The sequence below is a fragment of the Aquaspirillum sp. genome (genome assembly GCF_055136605.1).
Genome location: NZ_JBSQVP010000061.1, coordinates 1 through 19,248, shown reverse-complemented (window position 1 = coordinate 19,248; position 19,248 = coordinate 1). Strand labels below are relative to the sequence as shown.

20 protein-coding genes and 1 pseudogene are annotated in these 19,248 nt (G+C 50.5%); 5 read left to right on the top strand and 16 right to left on the bottom strand.

The window, feature by feature from the left end; genetic code table 11:
• Positions 1–127 precede the first annotated feature (127 nt).
• The 4 genes from flgM to ACTBZS_RS09990 all read left to right on the top strand — a co-directional run bounded on the left by flgM (position 128) and on the right by ACTBZS_RS09990 (position 3,339).
• Positions 128–433 (top strand): flagellar biosynthesis anti-sigma factor FlgM, encoded by a 306-nt coding sequence (gene flgM / locus ACTBZS_RS10005; RefSeq protein ID WP_460430476.1) that lies wholly within the window; start codon positions 128–130, stop codon positions 431–433.
• A 32-nt stretch (positions 434–465) separates the two neighbouring features.
• The gene (locus ACTBZS_RS10000; RefSeq protein ID WP_460430477.1) at positions 466–933 is read left to right on the top strand and encodes a flagella synthesis protein FlgN; all 468 of its coding nucleotides are present in this window, start codon (positions 466–468) and stop codon (positions 931–933) included.
• 113 nt (positions 934–1,046) lie between these two features.
• Positions 1,047–1,976, top strand: coding sequence for a CobD/CbiB family protein (locus tag ACTBZS_RS09995; protein WP_463044012.1), 930 nt, complete (start codon positions 1,047–1,049; stop codon positions 1,974–1,976).
• A gap of 46 nt (positions 1,977–2,022) precedes the next feature.
• Positions 2,023–3,339, top strand: a complete 1,317-nt coding sequence (locus ACTBZS_RS09990) for a DEAD/DEAH box helicase (protein ID WP_460430479.1) — start codon at positions 2,023–2,025, stop codon at positions 3,337–3,339.
• A gap of 58 nt (positions 3,340–3,397) precedes the next feature.
• Here the strand turns inward: ACTBZS_RS09990 and ACTBZS_RS09985 are convergent, their stop codons facing one another.
• The 16 genes from ACTBZS_RS09985 to ndk all read right to left on the bottom strand — a co-directional run bounded on the left by ACTBZS_RS09985 (position 3,398) and on the right by ndk (position 18,838).
• A complete protein-coding gene (locus ACTBZS_RS09985) occupies positions 3,398–4,174 on the bottom strand; it encodes a ferredoxin--NADP reductase (RefSeq protein WP_463044011.1) in 777 nt (258 codons plus the stop codon).
• A 153-nt stretch (positions 4,175–4,327) separates the two neighbouring features.
• A complete protein-coding gene (locus tag ACTBZS_RS09980) occupies positions 4,328–5,620 on the bottom strand; it encodes an adenylosuccinate synthase (protein WP_460430481.1) in 1,293 nt (430 codons plus the stop codon).
• A 21-nt stretch (positions 5,621–5,641) separates the two neighbouring features.
• Positions 5,642–6,793, bottom strand: coding sequence for an ATP phosphoribosyltransferase regulatory subunit (locus ACTBZS_RS09975; RefSeq protein ID WP_460430482.1), 1,152 nt, complete (start codon positions 6,791–6,793; stop codon positions 5,642–5,644).
• 98 nt (positions 6,794–6,891) lie between these two features.
• Positions 6,892–7,785, bottom strand: coding sequence for a protease modulator HflC (hflC, locus tag ACTBZS_RS09970; RefSeq protein WP_463044010.1), 894 nt, complete (start codon positions 7,783–7,785; stop codon positions 6,892–6,894).
• 2 nt (positions 7,786–7,787) lie between these two features.
• The gene (hflK, locus tag ACTBZS_RS09965; RefSeq protein WP_460430484.1) at positions 7,788–8,984 is read right to left on the bottom strand and encodes an FtsH protease activity modulator HflK; all 1,197 of its coding nucleotides are present in this window, start codon (positions 8,982–8,984) and stop codon (positions 7,788–7,790) included.
• A gap of 21 nt (positions 8,985–9,005) precedes the next feature.
• Positions 9,006–10,124, bottom strand: a complete 1,119-nt coding sequence (gene hflX / locus ACTBZS_RS09960) for a GTPase HflX (RefSeq protein WP_463044013.1) — start codon at positions 10,122–10,124, stop codon at positions 9,006–9,008.
• A 38-nt stretch (positions 10,125–10,162) separates the two neighbouring features.
• Positions 10,163–10,411, bottom strand: a complete 249-nt coding sequence (gene hfq, locus ACTBZS_RS09955) for an RNA chaperone Hfq (protein ID WP_027405211.1) — start codon at positions 10,409–10,411, stop codon at positions 10,163–10,165.
• Between the two features lie 103 nt (positions 10,412–10,514).
• Positions 10,515–11,891 carry a ribosome biogenesis GTPase Der gene (gene der, locus ACTBZS_RS09950; protein WP_460430485.1) on the bottom strand — a complete coding sequence of 459 codons (1,377 nt, stop codon included), beginning with the start codon at positions 11,889–11,891 and terminating at the stop codon, positions 10,515–10,517.
• Positions 11,892–11,900: 9 nt separating this feature from the next.
• Complete coding sequence (locus ACTBZS_RS09945) at positions 11,901–12,602, bottom strand: PQQ-binding-like beta-propeller repeat protein (RefSeq protein WP_463044009.1); 702 nt, start codon at positions 12,600–12,602, stop codon at positions 11,901–11,903.
• Positions 12,599–12,880: a hypothetical protein gene (locus ACTBZS_RS09940; RefSeq protein WP_463044008.1), complete on the bottom strand. Its 282-nt coding sequence runs from the start codon at positions 12,878–12,880 to the stop codon at positions 12,599–12,601. Before ACTBZS_RS09940 ends, ACTBZS_RS09945 begins: the two co-directional genes overlap by 4 nt.
• A gap of 2 nt (positions 12,881–12,882) precedes the next feature.
• Complete coding sequence (locus tag ACTBZS_RS09935) at positions 12,883–13,521, bottom strand: YfgM family protein (RefSeq protein ID WP_463044007.1); 639 nt, start codon at positions 13,519–13,521, stop codon at positions 12,883–12,885.
• Entirely contained in the window at positions 13,521–14,819 is a 1,299-nt protein-coding gene (hisS, locus tag ACTBZS_RS09930; RefSeq protein WP_463044006.1) for a histidine--tRNA ligase, read from the bottom strand. The genes ACTBZS_RS09935 and hisS overlap by 1 nt, the downstream gene beginning before the upstream one ends.
• 49 nt (positions 14,820–14,868) lie before the next feature.
• Entirely contained in the window at positions 14,869–16,134 is a 1,266-nt protein-coding gene (gene ispG / locus ACTBZS_RS09925; protein ID WP_460430575.1) for a flavodoxin-dependent (E)-4-hydroxy-3-methylbut-2-enyl-diphosphate synthase, read from the bottom strand.
• Between the two features lie 3 nt (positions 16,135–16,137).
• Positions 16,138–17,118, bottom strand: a complete 981-nt coding sequence (locus ACTBZS_RS09920; protein ID WP_463044005.1) for a helix-turn-helix domain-containing protein — start codon at positions 17,116–17,118, stop codon at positions 16,138–16,140.
• A 127-nt stretch (positions 17,119–17,245) separates the two neighbouring features.
• A complete protein-coding gene (rlmN, locus tag ACTBZS_RS09915) occupies positions 17,246–18,337 on the bottom strand; it encodes a dual-specificity RNA methyltransferase RlmN (protein WP_460430490.1) in 1,092 nt (363 codons plus the stop codon).
• Between the two features lie 75 nt (positions 18,338–18,412).
• Positions 18,413–18,838, bottom strand: coding sequence for a nucleoside-diphosphate kinase (gene ndk, locus ACTBZS_RS09910; RefSeq protein WP_460430491.1), 426 nt, complete (start codon positions 18,836–18,838; stop codon positions 18,413–18,415).
• Positions 18,839–18,983: 145 nt separating this feature from the next.
• Between ndk and ACTBZS_RS09905 the strand changes: the two are divergent.
• Positions 18,984–19,248: pseudogene (locus tag ACTBZS_RS09905) on the top strand (hypothetical protein); the annotation flags it as partial.

Sequence of the window (19,248 nt, the reverse complement as noted above, 5' to 3'; positions counted from 1 at the left end):
CTTCTAATTTAATTGGAATAATAGTTTTTGTTAAAAACCGCTGTTGCTTCAACCGCGTCACTAAAGTTTTGTGAATTTTGACCGATGTTTGCTAGCAATAAACTCAATTTTTTGTATAGAAAATGCCATGAAAATTCAGTCCAATAATCCTTCGGTGGCGAATTCTGCAGCGGTGAGTAACAAAACCCGTCTTGCACCCTCCTCCACCGCAAGTGCACCCTCACAGGTGCGTCCTGTTAACGTTGCCATTAACCCACTGGCAAATCAGGTGGCAGCACTCGAACAATCGGTACAACAACAACCTGTGGTTGATTCTGGGAAAGTTGCCGCCATTAAACAAGCGATTGCCGAGGGTAAATTCAGTATCAACCCTAATGCGATTGCTGATGGTTTGATTTCGTCCGCTCGTGAATTACTCGCCGGACGGGAATAGTCCCAACTTTTTGAGAATAAATGGAAGCGACCATGCCTGCTTATGACCAAGCTTTAAGTGAACTGATTGAGCGAGAAATTCAGTTATATGAAATGCTCAATGAGGCGCTGGCTGCTGAGCAGGCGGCGTTGGTGCACCAAGCGATTGCTGACTTGGAACGCCTTGCCGTGCAAAAGCTCAATACCCTAGAACAAATTGACCAATGTGTTAAACAACGTACCGACATTCTAAGAACACTCGGTTGTCAGGAGCGCGGCGTATTTATGCAATGGCTATCTGATAAAGCGCTGTTGCTGAAAGCATGGTGTCAGCTTGAAACACTCTGTGCCCGTGCGCAATCGATCAATCGTGTCAATGGTCAACTGATCGCTCGTCATTTGGCCGATACGCAAGAGGCATTGGATATTTTGATGGCCAGTCCTCAAAGTACTATGGCGTATAAACGTGACGGTGGCGCGCGCTCTGCTATCGCCGGTGGCCGTACACTGGGCCAAGCCTAATTTAATCCCACTGGAATTGTGCGGTTCCCTTCTGCTCAATGCTGCGAGTTAGCACGCTTTGTGCTATCGTGGCTATCCTTTTTTATTTTCTTCAGAAAGTTTTTTCTCTTGCCATGACCCTGCTCGCGATTATCCTCGCGCTTGCGCTGGAGCAAATACATCCCTTAGGTAATCGAAACCGCGTTCTATTGGTGTTTACGCGTTATGCCAACTACCTAGAGCGCCACTTAAATGCAGGTCGTAATCGACATGGCGTGTTGGCATGGTGTCTGGCCGTTTTGCCATTGGCAGGATTCGTGTGGTTGATACATGGACTGCTATACAAAGTGACGCCTGCGCTGGCCTTAATTTGGGATGTAGCGGTGTTATATCTCACGATGGGGTTCCGTCATTTTTCCAGTGCCTTGACTGAGATCTCTGTCGCTTTGGCAGAGAATCGTGTGGTCGATGCTCGCTTAGCGTTGGCTCGTTGGTCTGGTCAACCGACTTCTGAACTTGAAGTGAATGAAATCTCTCGTTTGACCATTGAACAAGGGGTGATCGACAGCTATCGCCATGTCTTTGGCACCATGTTTTGGTTTGCTGTCTTGCCTGGCCCTGCTGGTGCCGTGATGTATCGCATGTCAAATATGCTGTACCAAAAATGGGGTGGTCGTGAGGAAGTGTTAGGCGAAGCCTTTGGCCGCTTTGCGCGCCGTTTTCATGAGGCTATTGATTGGCTGCCTGTGCGTTTAACGTCGGCCAGTTTTGCGGTGATGGGCGATTTTGAAGATGCTGTATTTTGTTGGCGTTCACAAGCGATTGCTTGGGGACACTACGCTTATGGAATTTTATTGGCATCGGCTGCAGGTGCAATTGGCGTGAAGCTGGGCGATCCGCTTCGTCAAGATTATACCGTTAAGTATCGTCCTGAATTGGGCGTTGGCGATGAGGCCGATCCTGATTATTTGCGCCGTGCCGTGGGGTTGGTGTGGCGGTCGGTGGTGCTGTGGTTGGCTGTGATTTTGTTGTTAACCCTTGTTCAATGGTTATCTTTGTCTTAAATGGTGCGTGTTAAGTTGATCGCATCATCCATTTTTAGGAGTTGTTATGTCGTTTGCTGAGCTTGGCTTAAGCCCTCTTATTCTTCGGGCTGTTGAGGAGCTAGGCTACCGTGAGCCGACACCTATTCAGCGTCAAGCGATTCCTGTTGTGCTGGCAGGGGGAGATATCCTCGCTGCGGCACAAACGGGAACAGGTAAAACAGCGGCATTCACCTTGCCCGTTTTAACCCGTTTAATGGGCTATGCCAATAGTAGTGCTTCACCCGCAATGCATCCGGTCCGAGTGTTGGTGCTGACTCCAACACGAGAACTGGCAGACCAAGTAGCTGATAGTGTGCGTCAATATAGCCAACATAGCCAATTGCGTTATGCTGTGTTATTTGGTGGGGTCAGTATCGATCCACAAAAAGAGCAGCTGCGCCGTGGTATTGAAATTGTTGTTGCCACCCCTGGTCGCTTGCTCGACCACGTAGAACAAAAAACAATTCAGCTAAATCGAGTTGAAATTTTGGTGATGGATGAGGCGGATCGAATGCTCGATATGGGCTTTTTGCCTGATATCCGCCGTATTTTGACCTTATTGCCTAAAACACGACAAACGCTTTTGTTTTCTGCCACCTTCTCGCCAGAGATCAAAAAATTGGCAGCTGAGTTTATGAAACAGCCTCAGTTGATTGAAGTGGCGCGGCAAAATGCCACCAATGCCAAAATCGAGCAAACCATCTATGCCGTTGATAGTCATCGTAAACGGGCGTTATTAGTGCGCTTACTGCAACAGCGTGATATGTCACAGGTCATTGTGTTTTGCCGTACCAAACAAGGGGCAGATCAACTGACCCGTGAGTTAAAGCGCGAAAATATCTCTGTGGCCGCTATTCATGGCGATAAAGCACAACAAGCCCGCATTGAAACTCTTGCTGCTTTTAAAGCCGGCGAGGTGCGCGTGTTGGTCGCAACGGACGTGGCTGCACGTGGTTTAGACATCTCAGATTTACCATTTGTGGTTAATTTTGAACTGCCAAAAGCGCCCGAGGATTATGTCCATCGGATTGGCCGTACAGGGCGGGCGGGGAGCTCTGGTGTGGCGATTTCATTGATGGCTGAGGATGAACAAAAAGCCCTTGCCAACATTGAAAAATTGACCCGACAAACGTTAAAACCTGAAATGATGACCGGTTTTTGGCCGAGTTGGATGGAACATCCCAAACCGCACCCTTCGACTTTTCATCAGGCTTTTGTCACACCGGCACGGCCTTCACCTTTGGCGCATTTAATGTCGGGTAAGGCATGGCGACATCCACTTAGCCAAGCACCGCGTGAAATTCCTGCTTTGTTAATGCCGCCACGCTACAACAAGCATTAAAAAAACAGCCAAGCAAAATATGCTTGGCTATTTTTTTTGATTGTGTCTCTATGGCTGCTTAGCTTTCAACGAAGGCACGCTCGATGACATAGTGACCTTGCTGACCTTGGCGTGCCTCTTCTAAACCATATTCTTTTAACAAGGTGCAGGTTTCTTTCAACATCGAAGGACTGCCGCATAACATGGCGCGGTCGGTATTGGGGTCAATGCTAGGTAAACCAAGGTCTTGGAACAATTTGCCACTGCGAATCAAATCGGTTAACCGACCTTGGTTGACATAAGGTTCACGCGTCACCGAAGGATAGTAACGTAATTGATTTTTGACCATCTCGCCTAAGAACTCATGTTCTGGCAAGGTTTCGGTGATGTATTGCTGATACGCCAATTCGCTGCAATAGCGCACGCCGTGGAACAAAATGACTTGTTCATAACGTTCGTACACTTCTGGATCTTTAATCAGGGACATAAACGGGGCGAGGCCGGTGCCGGTGCCGAACAAATACAAATTGCGTCCACCCGGTAACAAGTCGTCAATAACCAACGTTCCTGTTGGTTTTTTGCTGACCAACAGATTATCCCCCGGTGTCAGATGTTGCAGACGAGAGGTCAGCGGGCCATCGGGCACTTTAATGCTAAAAAACTCTAAATGCTCTTCATGATTTGCGCTGGCAATGCTGTAAGCACGCATCAGTGGTCGGCCATTGACTTCCAGACCAATCATCACAAAGTGTCCGTTTTCAAACCGCAACCCTGCATCGCGGGTGGTTTTAAAGCTAAATAAACTGTCATTCCAATGGTGAACGCTTAGGACACGTTCGGCAGAAAAAGCGGCCATGCGAGTTCTCATTTCAAGCTGAAGAATATCAATGGCGCTACAGTACGAGAATTTTCGTTTTTGGAAAATCAGTTTATTTTTGATTTGTTTTACGGAAAAACCGTAAAAGAAGCGCAGTAAAATCCCCTGCCAAGACAGGGGATTTCTACGCGATTAAGCAAAGGGATGACGTAATACGATAGTCTCTTCGCGATCTGGACCCGTCGAGATAATATCAATTGGCGCTTCGCAGACTTCGGCGATCCGTGTCAGATACGCTTTAGCATTGGCTGGTAGTGCATCATATTCTTTCACACCAACCGTTGAGTCGTGCCAACCGGGCATGGTTTCATAGATTGGCTCACAACCGCTCACTGCTTCTGAACCAAAGGGCAGAATGTCGTATTCAACGCCATCTTTACGATAGCCAACACACAACTGGATCTCGTCCATACCATCCATCACGTCTAGTTTGGTCACACACAAACCAGATACGCCATTGATTTGAATCGAGCGTTTCAACGCTGCCGCGTCAAACCAACCACAGCGGCGGGGACGACCGGTGACGGAACCAAATTCATTGCCACGTTTGGCGAGGTAGGCACCAGTGTCATTGCACTGTTCCGTGGGGAAGGGGCCAGATCCCACACGGGTGGTGTAGGCTTTTACAATCCCCAACACATACTGCAACATCTGTGGCGCAACACCGGCACCAGCAGAGGCAGCACCGGCAACACAGTTACTCGATGTCACGAATGGGTAGGTACCGTGGTCGATATCCAATAATGTGCCTTGTGCGCCTTCAAACAACAGCGGTTTGCCCGCTTTGTTGAGTTCGTACAAGGTACGAGACACATCTGCCACCATTGGCTTAATGCGTTCTGCTAATTTCAAGGTTTCTTCCAAGGTAGATTGGAAGTCTACTGTGTCAGTCTTGAAGTATTCTTTTAACAAGAAGTTGTAATAAGCCAAGTTTTCGCCGAGTTTGGCCGCAAAACGCTCTGGATAGAACAAATCTTGCACACGAATCGCGCGGCGTGCCACCTTATCTTCATAAGTCGGGCCGATACCACGGCCAGTGGTGCCGATTTTGTTCTCGCCTTTGGCTGCTTCACGCGCTTGGTCTAGAGCGATGTGGTACGGCAAAATTAATGGGCAAGACTCAGAGATCTTCAAGCGTTTGGAAACATCGATACCTGCTGTTTCCAATTCATCAATTTCTTTCAGTAAGGCTTCTGGAGAAATCACCACACCGTTACCAATGAAACACTCTTTACCGGCATGCAAAATCCCAGACGGAATCAAGCGCAACACGGTTTTTTTACCACCGATGACCAAGGTATGACCGGCATTGTGGCCACCTTGAAAACGCACAACCCCTTCGGCATGGTCTGTCAGCCAATCGACAATCTTACCCTTGCCTTCATCACCCCATTGTGTGCCGATCACGACAACATTCTTGGACATGGAAAAACCTCTTCACAAAAATCAATGAAACGGGACGACTTGCCAGTCGCCGTCACGGAAAACCAATTGCCGATCACAGTTGAGTGCGGCGGCTGATTCATTTAAGTAGTCGATTACGACAATTTCGCCCTCGGCACGCAAACGAGTCGCCGAGCTTGTTGCAGCGGCATGATCTGCTGCGGCAAGACGAATTCCTTTTTGTGGACTGGTCTTGGGCAAAATTCGCAATAAATCGCGCAAATCTAGACTAAAGCCGGTGGCTGGACGGGCGCGGCCAAACTTGCGACCAACATTGTCATAGCGTCCACCGCGTGCTAATTCGGACGCCCATCCTTCGGCATAGACAGCAAAGATGAGACCGGTATGGTAGTGCGTGCCGCGTAATTCAGTAAGGTCGTAATACACTTGAACTTGTTCTTGCTCAAGCGATTGGCCGATTTGTTCTAACTGAGCCAAGGCTTGTTCAAGTGCAGGCAAGGCAGGCAAATGCTGACGTGCAAGGCGTAAGCAATCTGGACCAAACAATTCAGGCAAACGTAGTAGAGCACTGCGGTAGGGATCAGCAACACAGGTCAATTCTTCTCGCAGACTGGCGACGTCCTTGGCTTGCAGTAGCTGTAGCAGGTTGGCGATGTGTTTCTTTTCCAAGCCAGCGGCATTGACTAAGGCGTAGAAGACACCGAGATGACCAAGATCGAGTGTCAATTGATCGATGCCTACAGTACGCAAAGTCGCCAACATCAGGTGGATAATTTCCAAATCGGCGCCGGTGTCGGCACATCCATATAGCTCTGCTCCAATTTGCAAGGGCTCACGAGAGGCGGTCAAGCTATCTGGGCGGCTGTGGACAACACTGCCAGCATAACAAAGACGGGTCACCCCTTCGCGAGAGCCGAGAAGATGGGCATCAATACGGGCAACCTGTGGGGTGATATCAGCACGCAGCCCCAATTGGCGGCCGCTGAGTTGGTCATCAAGTTTGAAGGTTTTTAAATCTAATGCCGCATCGCCATCAGAAACCAGCGATTCAACATATTCAATCAATGGCGGACATACCAATTCATAGCCATGAGTTCGAAACAGTTCCAGCATACTGGCCTTGGCTGTTTCGAGTTGTCTGGCGCTGGCTGGCAAAATATCAGCAATATTTTCGGGTAATAGCCAATTACGCATATCGGTTCACGAACGCTACACAAGAAAAGGGGCGGGGAGTCATTCCCCGCCCGAGGAAGCTATCACCACCTTGACGTGCAAGGTGGCTTGCCAATTAGTTATTTACCAGTTCCTTCGGCTCCTGCACGCCCATTTGGGTTTTTCAGGTAGCGGAAGAAGCTTGCGCTTGGGTCTAACACCAACACATCGTTCTTATCACGGAAGCTTTGACGATAGGCTTCCATGCTACGCCAGAAGGCATAAAACTCTGGGTTACGACTGAACGCTTCATTATACAGTGCCGAGGCCGCTGCATCGCCTTCACCTTTCAAGGCTTGTGCTTTGCGATACGCTTCAGCAATGACCACTTCACGTTGTTTATCGGCATCAGCACGAATCCGTTCGGCTTCTGCTGCACCTTCAGAACGCAGCTGGCTGGCCACAGTACGACGTTCAGAACGCATCCGGTCATAAATCGAAGTGCTGATTTTATCTGGAAAATCGACGCGTTTTAAGCGCACATCAATAATTTCTACACCGATACGGCGCGCATCTTGGTCAGCACGGGTGCGTACACTGCTCATGATGTCTTCACGTTTACCGGAGATAACTTCAGGTATCGTTTTTTGACCGAACTTAGCGCGCAAACCATCATTGACGGTTTGTTTCAGCCGTGAGACAGCAATTGCTTCGTTGCCCCCAACACTTTTGTAGTATTGCTCGACATCCACCACGCGCCATTTCACAAAACTGTCCACCAACAGGTTCATTTTTTCGCGGGTGTTGTAGAGTTCGGGCGATTCGGGGTCAATGGTCCGAATCCGGCGGTCGAAGAAACGCACGTTTTGTAAGAATGGGATTTTGAACTGCAATCCCGGTTCTTTCACCACGCGGACCACTTCACCAAATTGAAACACCAAGGCATATTGCCGTTGGTCAACGGTAAACAGGCTCATGCTCAACAGCATGACGCCAGCAAATAAAGCAACAACGGTGGGAATCAATCTATCCATTATTATCTTGCTCCCAAATCACGGTTGCGTACCACATCGCGGCCTGTGTTGGCAGCAGCGGGTGCGGCAGCTTCGCCTTCGTTTTGTGGCACTGTTTCGTTATTTGCCGCCGGTGCGGTCGAGGTGGGGCCCGGTTTTGCTTGTTGCATCAACTTATCGAGCGGCAGATAAAGCAGGTTTTGCCCATTTTTCTGATCGACAAAGACTTTGCTGGTCGAAGCAAGAATATCCTGCATGGTGTCGAGATACAGACGTTCCCGCGTAACTGCTGGGGCTTTCTGATATTCAGTTAACACACTGCTAAAGCGTTGTGCTTCACCCTCGGCACTGGCAATCACACGCTGTTTATACCCTTCGGCTTCTTGCATCAGACGTGCTGCCACCCCTTGGGCTTTCGGGATGACATCGTTAGCATAGGCTTGGCCTTCGTTGCGTAGCTTATCTTTGTCTTGCCCCGCTTTGACTGCATCATCAAACGCCGCCAACACCGGTTCTGGGGGTTGTACGTTATTGATGTTGACCTTACTGATGCGAATGCCAAGTTGATAACGATCAACGATTTGTTGAATCAATACTTGTGTATCGCTGGCGATCTTGGCACGGCCTTCGTTGAGGACAAAGTCGACTTGATTGCGGCCAACGACTTCACGAATAGAAGACTCGGCGATTTGTTTCAGGATGTCTTTACAGTCACGGTCGGCACAGGCATTTTCAAAAAGAAAATTGCGGGCACTGAGCACGTCATATTGCACTGATAATTGCACATCGATGATGTTGAGGTCTGAAGTGACCATCAATGCTTCTTCACTGACACGATTTTTATCGTTGCCACGGTAGCCAATTTCGAGGCTGCGGACATCCGTTAAACTGACGACTTCAACCTGTTCAATTGGATAAGGAATATGCCATTGCAAACCAGCATCAGCACTGCGATGGTATTCACCAAACCGAAGTACGACCCCTTCTTCGCGGGCATCAATCATATAAAAGCCGCTCGCTAGCCACAGGGCTGCAAGCACGCCACCAATCGCGACGATACCCCCTTTGAAGCCACGGCCGCCGCTTGGAAAGCCATTGCCGTCTCCACCCGAATGATTACCGCGAAATTTACGGGTCACATTGCGGAAAATCTGTTCGAGGTCTGGCGGCCCGTCGTTACCACGGTTACCGCCTCCCCATTGCGGGTCGTTTTGGGACATGATTTTTCCGTGAATTTTGATCTATGAATGAGAAAGCTCGTCGTGTGGTTGAGCCAACTGTAGTCGTTCGGCAATTGCTTCACGTAACAGTTCAAGTCCGCTACCGGTTAATGCCGACACGCGGACAGCCACAACATGGCCATGTTCATCGCGTTCGATGGCAGCGTCTTGCCCTTTAATGTCGATTTTATTCCACACTATCAATTGAGGAATGGTGTCAGCCCCGATCTCTTGCAAGACCTTGTTGACTTCTTCGATTTGGCGTTCGCGGTTATCGCTGGCACTGTCCACCACATGTAACAGTAAATCGGCACGGACGGTTTCTTCCAATGTTGCACGGAAGGCTGCAACCAAGGCGTGGGGCAAGTCACGAATAAAACCAACGGTATCCGACACAATGATGGAATTGCGCCCACCTAGATAAAGCTTGCGGCTGGTGGTATCGAGGGTGGCAAATAGCTGGTCGGCGGCATAAGCTTTCGCCTTAGTCACGCTATTAAACAGTGTTGATTTGCCAGCATTGGTATAGCCGACAATTGACACAGTGGCGATGCCGGTACGCTCACGTCCACGCCGTTGCACTTGACGCTGTTTTTCGACTTGAGAGAGGCGATCTTTCAGCATCTTGACCCGTGCACCTAATAAACGGCGGTCGGTCTCGAGCTGGGTTTCGCCGGGGCCGCGTAAACCAATCCCCCCTTTTTGCCGCTCGAGGTGAGTCCAACCACGGACTAAGCGAGTGGCAAGATGTTCAAGCTGTGCCAACTCAACCTGCAATTTACCTTCATGGCTTTTTGCCCGTTGGGCAAAAATGTCCAAAATCAGGCTATTCCGGTCAATTACCCGACATTCGAGGGTACGCTCTAAATTGCGCTGTTGGGCTGGTGAGAGAGCATGGTTAAAAATCACCACCGATGCCTCTTGTGCGGTTCGTTCAAGGCCAATTTCCTCAACCTTACCTTTGCCGGCAAACAAAGCGGCATCGGGGCGTTGGCGTTTACCCAACACCACACCACGCACTTCCACCCCTGCGCCACGGACCAACTCGACGCATTCGGCCACGCTATCAGCAAAATCGGGTTCGCCAAAATCGAGGCAAACCACGATTGCCTTATCACCTAAATCTGGGCGGTCAAACACAATCACACCGCTTTCGTCTCAGCTGAATAGAAGGGATGTTAGGCATCCGCATTGCCTGTTGGTGCCTCGTGTGGAATCGACACTGGGCGAGATGGCACGACCGTTGAAATGGCGTGTTTGTAAACCATCTGGGTGACCGTGTTTTTGAGCAACACCACGTATTGATCAAAAGACTCGATTTGGCCTTGTAATTTAATGCCATTGACCAAGTAGATCGATACTGGCACGTGTTCCTTACGCAGGGTATTCAGGAACGGGTCTTGTAGCATTTGCCCTTTCGCGCTCATCGCGGGGTACTCCAAAGTAGATTTAAGAGAAAAACTGCTGAGGTGGCAGCAGGTGAGGTCTTTTTACCATCTTTCTAGTCTCCTGCCCCCTCTTATTTCGCGTTTACTTGCGATTTTTACCACGTCGTTGGCCAGGATCGCTTGGACGTGCCGCCGTTTTACGACGTTCGAGGAAAGGATTCTCGGCACTGCGGTATTCCACTCGCAGGGGCGTTCCCTCTAGTTTGAACGCTTTACGGAAGCAATGTTCCATATAGCGGGTATAACTATCAGGAATTTTATCTAATGCACTGCCATGAATGATCACGATGGGTGGATTCATCCCCCCTTGGTGAGCATAGCGCAGCTTAGGCCGTACCAAACCGACACGTGGCGGTGCCTGACGCTCTTGGCTGATTTCTAGCACACGGGTTAATTTTGGTGTAGGCAGTTTCACCATCGCTGCAGCATAGGTGGCATCAATCGAGGCAAATAAATCGCTGACCCCGCGCCCCTGTAGCGCTGAAATGTAATGGAAACGTGCAAAATCCAAGAAAGATAACTTACGGGCAATATCGCGTTTGACTTGGTCGCGGCGTTCTTGATTAGTGTTATCCCATTTATTCACGGCAACAACCAAGGCGCGTCCTGCTTCGAGGGCAAAACCTGCAATACTGGCGTCTTGATCGGCGATATCTAAGCTGGCATCCAACACCAAAACAACGACGTTAGCATCTTCAATCGCTTTGAGGGTTTTCACCACGGAAAACTTTTCAATTGCCTCATCGACTCGGCTTTTTCGCCGTACGCCGGCGGTGTCAATAATCGTGTACGACTGACCATTGCGCTCAAAATCGATATAGATACTGTCGCGGGTGGTGCCGGGCATATCAAAAGCAATCACCCGTTCTTCGCCCAAAATAGCGTTGACCAAGGTGGATTTCCCCACATTGGGGCGGCCAATAATGGCAAAACGCGGATGGCGGCTGGCTTCTTCTTCTGCTTCCTCGGGGAAAGGTTCTAATACGGCCTCGAGTAATTCACGCACGCCATCGCCGTGTGCGCCAGAAATTGCCCACGGATCGCCCAAACCGAGTTCGTAAAACTCGGCCGCAACCAGATCACGGCGCATCCCTTCGGCTTTATTCACCACCAGAAACACCGGCTTATTTAATTGCCGCAGGCGATTAGCAATGACCTTATCTTGGGGGGTCATGCCCGTACGAGCATCCACCAAAAAGATCACAGCATCGCCTTCATCCACCGCTTGCAAGGTTTGACGAGCCATTTCAAATAAAATACCGCTGTCGGCAATCGGCTCAAAACCGCCGGTATCGACGACCAAATACGGCTTATTACCACCACGGCCATGACCATAGTGGCGATCACGGGTCAGACCGGGTAGATCAGCAACCAGCGCATCACGACTCCGCGTGAGGCGATTAAACAGTGTCGATTTGCCGACATTCGGCCTTCCGACTAATACAACAGTTGGCTTCACGCCATCTCCTTAACGGCCTAAGGCCAAAATACGTCCATTTTCGGTTTGCAGTAAGACCCGTTGTGCCGACACATTCAGTGGGCGGCCTTGCAGTTCGTTACCACCAGTGGCAAGACGACCGACAAGGCTACCATCTAGGCTTGATAACAGATGGGCATAACCTTCTGCATCATAGACTAGGACCTGTCCATTCAGTAGCGCAGGTGCAGATACACCACGATAGCGCAACCCTTCTTGCTTCCACATTGGGGTACCGCTGTAGCGATCGAAGGCATGGACAGTGCCATCATCTGCTGTGACATACAGCAAACGGGCATCAAAAGTTAAACCACGACTGGACGACAATTCGCGTGACCACAGTGGTGTGCCGCTTTTGGCATCTAAACATGCCACACGGCCTTGGAAAGCCACAGCACATACCATATTGCCGTCAAACACCGGTGGGCTGGCAACATCGGCAATCCGTTCTAATTCGGTGGCACCACGTGGCAGGGTGACGGCAGACTCCCAAATCAATTCACCACTGGCAAGATTGAGCACCCCCAAGCGGCCCCCTGACATGCCCAACAAAGCGACTTCACCACCGAGGGCTTGTAGCGAACCACTATGGCGGACGGTCAAAGCGGGTAGATTATGTTGATACACCCAAAGCTGGCGGCCATCGCGGCTGTCAAAGGCACTGACACGGCCATCTTGGGTTTGCACAATCACCTTATCACCCGCCACTTGGGCGGGGCTGGTGGGGAGACTCGATAAGGTGACAGTCCAACGTGCGCTGCATCGGCAATCACTGCTGGCTGAAAAACCCCTTCAGCACTATTTTTTGCGACATCAACCCGCCATAACAATTCGGGGTTTTGTGACTGGCTGAGGGTTGTGAGCGGCGTGGGTTGTGGACGGCCATCGCCACTGAACCAACTGGCACAACCCGTTAAGGCGACACTGGCACATAAAGCAGCAGACAAAAGGCGTAAGCGAGGTGCAGTCATGTTTATTCAGCTCCTAGCGCATCGAGTTTAATCTCGGTTAAAGACCGAGAGGGCGACGCGCTTTTTTCTAGTTTTTGTAAAGCGGCACGATAGGCGCTGCGGGCGGCGGCAATATCGCCTTTCGCCACTAACACATCACCTTTTAAATCTAAAAAGCTACCTGCAAAGCCATCGGTATGCGGTTTGGCCAATTCGGCTAAAGCGCGGTCGAATTGTTTTTCATCGAGCAATACCGCCGCTAACCGCCAACGTGCTAAATCGCGAATGGCGTCTTCTTTGGTGTGTTCAATCACCCATTCCAAACTGCCACGGGCTTGTGCAAATTGGCCCGCTTCAAAGGCCAAACGGGCCTCGATTAAAGCGGCACGATTGGCGTAGGCTGTACTGCCATACTCTTGTTTCAGGGATTGAAACAAGGGGGCCAATTTATCTTGCTGGCCGCGTTCGAGATGACTTTCGATTTGGGCATAGTATTCACCTGCAGCAGCGGCCTGCTTACGTTGATACATCTGCCAACCTTGAAAGCTAAGATAACCGAGGCAAACAAAGGTCAATGCCAGTGCAATCCAGCGTCCCCAGCTGTGCCAAAAGCTACGGATTGCCTCGATTTGCTCTTGTTCTTGTAGATCAAACGCCGCCATCAGTCGGTTTCCTTTTGGGCTTGAATTTGTTGCAACAGAGTGCGAGCGGTGGCAGCCACTTCAGCAAAGGCCACAGTCTGTTGTGCTAGCCCGCCATGCAGAGGTTTTAATACCACATTGTTTTCTGTTACTTCATTGGCCCCGATAATCACTGCACCATACGCGCCGCTGGCATCCGCTTTTTTCATTTGTGATTTAAAGCTGGCCTCACCCATGTGTTGCACAACGCGCAATCCGGCTTGGCGCAATTGTTGCGCAACGCGTAAAGCATAGCGTGCGGTACCCTCGCCTTGGTGAATCACAAACCAGTCTGGCACATCAGCTGCAGGCAATAAGTTCTTCTCGCCCAATAACAACATCAAGCGTTCGACCCCCATCGCAAAACCAACGGCTGGGGTGGCTTGACCGCCGAGTTGTTCAATCAAACCATCATAACGACCCCCGCCACACACCGTACCTTGTGCGCCGAGTTCTTGTGTTACCCATTCAAACACCGACAGATTGTAGTAGTCCAAACCACGCACTAACCGTGGGTTTTCGACATACGGGATATTGGCATCGCGGATCATCTGGCGCCATTCATCGTAATGCTGGCGCGAAGCCTCACCGAGATAATCCAACAAGCGGGGGGCTTGTTCACAAATGGCTTGCATCGAAGGGGTTTTGCTGTCCAACACGCGCAGAGGGTTGGTGTAAAGACGGCGCTTGCCATCTTCATCTAACGCATCTTGATGCTGTTCGAGGTAGGCAATCAATGCTTGGCGGTGAGCGGCGCGTTCTTCACTGGAACCAAGCGTGTTGATTTGCAGTTGCAGATAGGGAGTTAAGCCTAAGCGTTGCCATAAATCAGCCAACATAATGACGATTTCAGCATCTACATCCGGACCACTGAAACCGAGTGCTTCCGCACCAATTTGGTGAAACTGGCGATAGCGCCCTTTTTGTGGCCGTTCATGACGGAACATCGGGCCGATGTACCACAGGCGCTGTGTTTGTTTATACAACAAATTATGTTGCAGTGCCGCGCGTAAACACGAAGCGGTACCCTCTGGCCGTAGTGTTAGGCTGTCGCCATTGAGGCTGTCGGTGAAGGTGTACATCTCTTTTTCGACAATATCGGTGGCTTCACCAATCGAACGCACAAACAACCGTGTATCTTCCACAATTGGGGTGCGAATATTTTTATAGCCGTAGTCCTTGAGCCATTCACGGACGGTATGTTCAAAAAATAACCACTGATGCGAGGTGTCGGGCAGGATGTCATTCATCCCACGAATTGCTTGAATTTTTTCTGCCATGTTTCTGTATTCGTTAAAGTTACGCGAGTTGGCGTGTATCAATCAAAAATTAAATGGGTTTCAGTGGAATGACCTTGCGGCGTTTACTGCCCCCCTCGCCATAACGGGAATGAACATATTGTTCGACCAACGCCTGAAATTCGCTGGCGATTTGTTCACCTTTGAGGGTGACCGTTTTTTCACCATCCACATACACCGGTGCCACCGGAACCTCACCCGTGCCGGGGAGTGAGATACCAATATCGGCTAATTTACTTTCGCCCGGGCCATTCACCACACAGCCCATGACTGCCACATTCATACTTTCGACACCCGGATAGGCCAAGCGCCAAATCGGCATGTTATCGCGCAAGAACTGTTGAATTTGTGCAGCCAGTTCTTGGAAGAAGGTGCTGGTGGTGCGGCCACAGCCCGGACAGGCCGTTACCAATGGCGTAAACGAACGCAGCCCCATGGTTTGTAACAGCTCTTGTGCGACAATCACTTCTTTATCACGCGGTGCACCGGGTTCTGGTGTGAGCGAGATGCGGATGGTGTCACCAATGCCCTCTTGTAATAGCACCGCCAACGCTGCGCTTGATGCAACGATGCCTTTCGAGCCCATGCCTGCTTCGGTGAGACCAAGGTGAAGCGGCCAATCACAACGCGCCGCCAAAGAACGGTACACTGCAATCAGGTCTTGCACATGCGACACTTTGCACGACAAGATAATTTGATTTGATGGCAGGCCAAGTGCGACGGCTTTCTCTGCACTTTCCAGCGCCGAAACGATCAACGCTTCGCGCATCACCGCTTCAACTGGCCACGGTTCGCTGCGGCGGGCATTTTCATCCATCAACCGAGCAGCCAAACTTTGATCGAGGCTGCCCCAATTGACCCCAATTCGCACTGCTTTGCCAAGTTCTGCCGCTGTTTTCACCATATAGGCGAATTTTTCGTCGCCTTTACTGCCTTTGCCTACGTTACCGGGGTTGATGCGATATTTTGCTAAAGCGCGTGCACAATCGGGATAGTCACGTAATAGGCGATCACCGTTAAAGTGAAAATCACCCACCAACGGTACGTTACAGCCTTGGTCATCAAGCTGTTGTCGAATCGTGGCCACTTGAGCGGCGGCTTCCGCACTGTTGACGGTGATACGCACTACCTCAGAACCGGCACGCGCTAATTCCAACACTTGGGCGACGGTGGCAGCGGCGTCTGCTGTGTCGGTATTGGTCATCGATTGAATCACAATCGGGGCATCACCCCCGACCGGAACCTGTCCCACCATCACTTGTTGGCAGGCACGGCGAGTTGGATAGTGAGAAGAAATCACCTATTGCAGCTCCAGTTTGGCAGTGGTGCCTTTTTTGATATGTTTTTTCAGATCAATGGCTTGATTGTTGTGGAACAGTTCGACTTCTGTGGCATTGCCAATGGTCATTTTGAACGGTGGTGTACCTTCGACAATCCGTTCCTTACCCGCTTTTTGCGTACCGAATACCACTCGTTCGCCTTTGCTATCCAAAATTTCCATCCACGAGTCTTGCTTCATCACTAAACGCAGTTGATGGTTGCCGTTGGAGGGAAGCGCAGGTGCCGCCGTAGCGGTTGTCGTGGTTGCCGCTGGTGTTGGGGGCGTCACTGCTGGCGCTGCTGTGGTCGCGGTAACAGGGGGGGGAACAGCCGGTGTCGCAGCAGCACTTGGTGGTGGTGTCTGAGGGGCCTCAGCAGGTGGGGCTGGCGGTGTTGCTGCCGTTTCTGCCACTGGTGGTGTCGTTGCAACTGGCGCTTTTGCTACCGCTTCAGCGGGCGCTGCTGCTTCTGTATTGGCTTCAGTGGCTTCGCTGGGTTGTGACTGATACCACACGAGACCTGCACCGACTAATAACAAAGGCAGCAGCCATTTCCAGATCCCACTACCGGTATCTACATTTGCTGTAGCCGGTGTGGCAGGAGCAGTGTCTTTTTCTTTGTGGCTCTCTGTTGATGCTGTTGTGCCTTGTGGCGTTACAGCAGCGGCAGGGCGTGCATCTGGTGCGGTGTTAGGCACTTGGCTATCTAACCACGCCATAATTGGTTCGAGGTCGAGCTCTAAAAACTTGGCGTAATTGCGCATAAAGCCACGGACAAACGTTGTCCCAGGCAGACTGCTGTAGTCGTCGTTTTCTAATGCCTCGACTTGTTTACGAGACAACTTTAAATAATCGGCGGCTTCTTGAATAGAAATGCCGCGCTTGACACGTTCATTGGACAGCAAGACGCCGGCCGAGACTAATGATTGGGATGAGCCCGGAACTTGGATTTCACTGCTCATGGAGTGTGCTCCACTCTAAAAAATAAAGGGCTTGCTTAAACAAAGAGTTAGGCATGATACCCCGTATTGCGGGGTCGCCATATCGGTTTTTACTCCGCCGCATTGTACGCTGCACAACTTTATTGGACTAGGCATCCGTGGTTGGGCGGTCTTGCCATTGTATTGTGCGACGGGTTTTATCTTGTACTTTCCCCGCTAATTGACCACAGGCAGCGTCGATATCATCGCCCCGTGTTTTACGAACCGTCACCACAAAACCGGCCGCTTGTAAAATTTCGCGGAAAGCGCGGATGCTGTTATTGCTCGAGCGCGCATAGCCAGAATGAGGAAAAGGATTAAATGGAATTAAATTAAATTTACAGGGCAAATCGCGTACTAAAGCAATCAACTCTTGTGCGTGGTGTGGACGATCATTCACACCATCTAACATCACATATTCAAACGTTACAAAATCACGAGGGGCTTTTTCTAAGTAGCGTTCACAAGCCGCCAGCAGCGTACGCAGAGGATATTTTTGATTGATGGGGACTAATTCATCGCGCAACGTATCGTTGGGGGCATGTAAAGACACCGCCAATGCGACGGGGCAATCTTCACGCAAACGGTCGAGTGCTGGGACGAGGCCCGAAGTGGATAAGGTCACGCGGCGGCGGCTAAGGCCATACGCATGGTCATCCAACATAATAGACATGGCATTGACCACATTATCGTAGTTTGCCAACGGTTCACCCATGCCCATCATCACGACATTGGAGATCACTCGTTCATTTTTTGGGGTCACGCCCATCGATTTATTGGCCCACCACAGCTGGCCAATAATTTCTGCTGTCGATAAATTACGATTAAAGCCTTGACGAGCGGTGGAGCAAAACGTGCAATCGAGTGCACAACCGACTTGCGAGGATACGCATAACGTGCCACGGTCGTCCTCTGGAATAAAGACGGTTTCAACACCGTTGCCAGTGCCGACATCTAACAACCATTTACGTGTTCCGTCATCCGAGGCTTGGCCGGTAATCAGTGCCGGGACTTTGACCTCGGCATTGGCGTTGAGCTTTTCGCGTAGGCTCTTAGCCAAATCGGTCATGGCATCAAAGTCGGCTTCGCCCATTTGATGAACCCACCGCATGACTTGCTTGGCACGAAATGGTTTTTCGCCTTGTGCTGCAAAATGATCAAGTAGTTGCGGCAGGCTAAAGTCGAGCAGGTTGGTTTTCATGGATGAATTCAGAACAGATGGGAAGCAATAAAAAAAGAATAGCCTCTACCACACGGTAGAGGCTCACAGACGGGATTAGCGGCTGTACACTTCAGAAGAAGGGAAGAAGTAAGCGACTTCGATAGCTGCGTTTTCGGCGCTGTCAGAACCGTGAACAGCGTTGGCGTCGATCGAATCAGCAAAGTCGGCGCGGATGGTGCCAGCGTCGGCTTTCTTTGGATCCGTCGCGCCCATCAATTCGCGGTTTTTCGCGATGGCGCCTTCGCCTTCTAACACTTGGATCATCACAGGGCCAGACACCATGAAATCGACCAGATCTTTAAAGAAAGGACGCTCTTTGTGTACCGCGTAGAAGCCTTCTGCTTCGGCGCGCGACAAGTGTTTCATTTTTGCTGCGACGACTTTCAAACCAGCTGCTTCAAAGCGAGCGTAGATTTGACCAATGACGTTTTTTGCAACGGCATCAGGTTTGATGATTGACAGGGTACGTTCGATTGCCATAAAAGTCTCCACAATGATGAGGGATATTCAAAAATCAGGCTTTATGCTGCTGTAGCAGTCTGATGACTACTTGGTGCAAAAAAGCAAGGTAACCGAGCATTATAGCTAGAAAAATTTTTCTTTGCTGCACATTATTTGGGGTTCCATGCCAAAATCAACCACGCCCGTTCGGCCCGAATTCCCCGCAGGGGATCCTTTTGCCGGACAATTAAAAAAGCGTTTGCTGATCGCAATCTTAATTGTGCTCGCTGCAGGGGGCGCTTTGCCGCTATACCATGCCCTAACGGCTGAACCTAAACCATCCGCGAACCCTCCACCAGCGGCACCGGCTGTTGCAGAAGGTCGGATTGCGCCTGCGGCTCCTCAGCCCGATGCAGCCACACCGCCACCGCCTGTTGTTGCCGGTACAC

What these genes read in the sequence shown, in the direction of transcription:
- ACTBZS_RS10000 (WP_460430477.1), top strand. Translation starts at nt 466, where the DNA reads ATGCCTGCTTATGACCAAGCTTTAAGTGAACTGATTGAGCGAGAAATT.
- hfq (WP_027405211.1), bottom strand. Translation starts at nt 10,411, where the DNA reads ATGAGCGCGAAAGGGCAAATGCTACAAGACCCGTTCCTGAATACCCTG.
- ACTBZS_RS09995 (WP_463044012.1), top strand. Translation starts at nt 1,047, where the DNA reads ATGACCCTGCTCGCGATTATCCTCGCGCTTGCGCTGGAGCAAATACAT.
- hisS (WP_463044006.1), bottom strand. Translation starts at nt 14,819, where the DNA reads ATGGCAGAAAAAATTCAAGCAATTCGTGGGATGAATGACATCCTGCCC.
- ACTBZS_RS09920 (WP_463044005.1), bottom strand. Translation starts at nt 17,118, where the DNA reads ATGAGCAGTGAAATCCAAGTTCCGGGCTCATCCCAATCATTAGTCTCG.
- ndk (WP_460430491.1), bottom strand. Translation starts at nt 18,838, where the DNA reads ATGGCAATCGAACGTACCCTGTCAATCATCAAACCTGATGCCGTTGCA.
- flgM (WP_460430476.1), top strand. Translation starts at nt 128, where the DNA reads ATGAAAATTCAGTCCAATAATCCTTCGGTGGCGAATTCTGCAGCGGTG.
- rlmN (WP_460430490.1), bottom strand. Translation starts at nt 18,337, where the DNA reads ATGAAAACCAACCTGCTCGACTTTAGCCTGCCGCAACTACTTGATCAT.
- ACTBZS_RS09935 (WP_463044007.1), bottom strand. Translation starts at nt 13,521, where the DNA reads ATGGCGGCGTTTGATCTACAAGAACAAGAGCAAATCGAGGCAATCCGT.
- ACTBZS_RS09990 (WP_460430479.1), top strand. Translation starts at nt 2,023, where the DNA reads ATGTCGTTTGCTGAGCTTGGCTTAAGCCCTCTTATTCTTCGGGCTGTT.
- hflK (WP_460430484.1), bottom strand. Translation starts at nt 8,984, where the DNA reads ATGTCCCAAAACGACCCGCAATGGGGAGGCGGTAACCGTGGTAACGAC.
- ACTBZS_RS09975 (WP_460430482.1), bottom strand. Translation starts at nt 6,793, where the DNA reads ATGCGTAATTGGCTATTACCCGAAAATATTGCTGATATTTTGCCAGCC.
- ACTBZS_RS09940 (WP_463044008.1), bottom strand. Translation starts at nt 12,880, where the DNA reads ATGACTGCACCTCGCTTACGCCTTTTGTCTGCTGCTTTATGTGCCAGT.
- ACTBZS_RS09980 (WP_460430481.1), bottom strand. Translation starts at nt 5,620, where the DNA reads ATGTCCAAGAATGTTGTCGTGATCGGCACACAATGGGGTGATGAAGGC.
- ACTBZS_RS09985 (WP_463044011.1), bottom strand. Translation starts at nt 4,174, where the DNA reads ATGGCCGCTTTTTCTGCCGAACGTGTCCTAAGCGTTCACCATTGGAAT.
- hflC (WP_463044010.1), bottom strand. Translation starts at nt 7,785, where the DNA reads ATGGATAGATTGATTCCCACCGTTGTTGCTTTATTTGCTGGCGTCATG.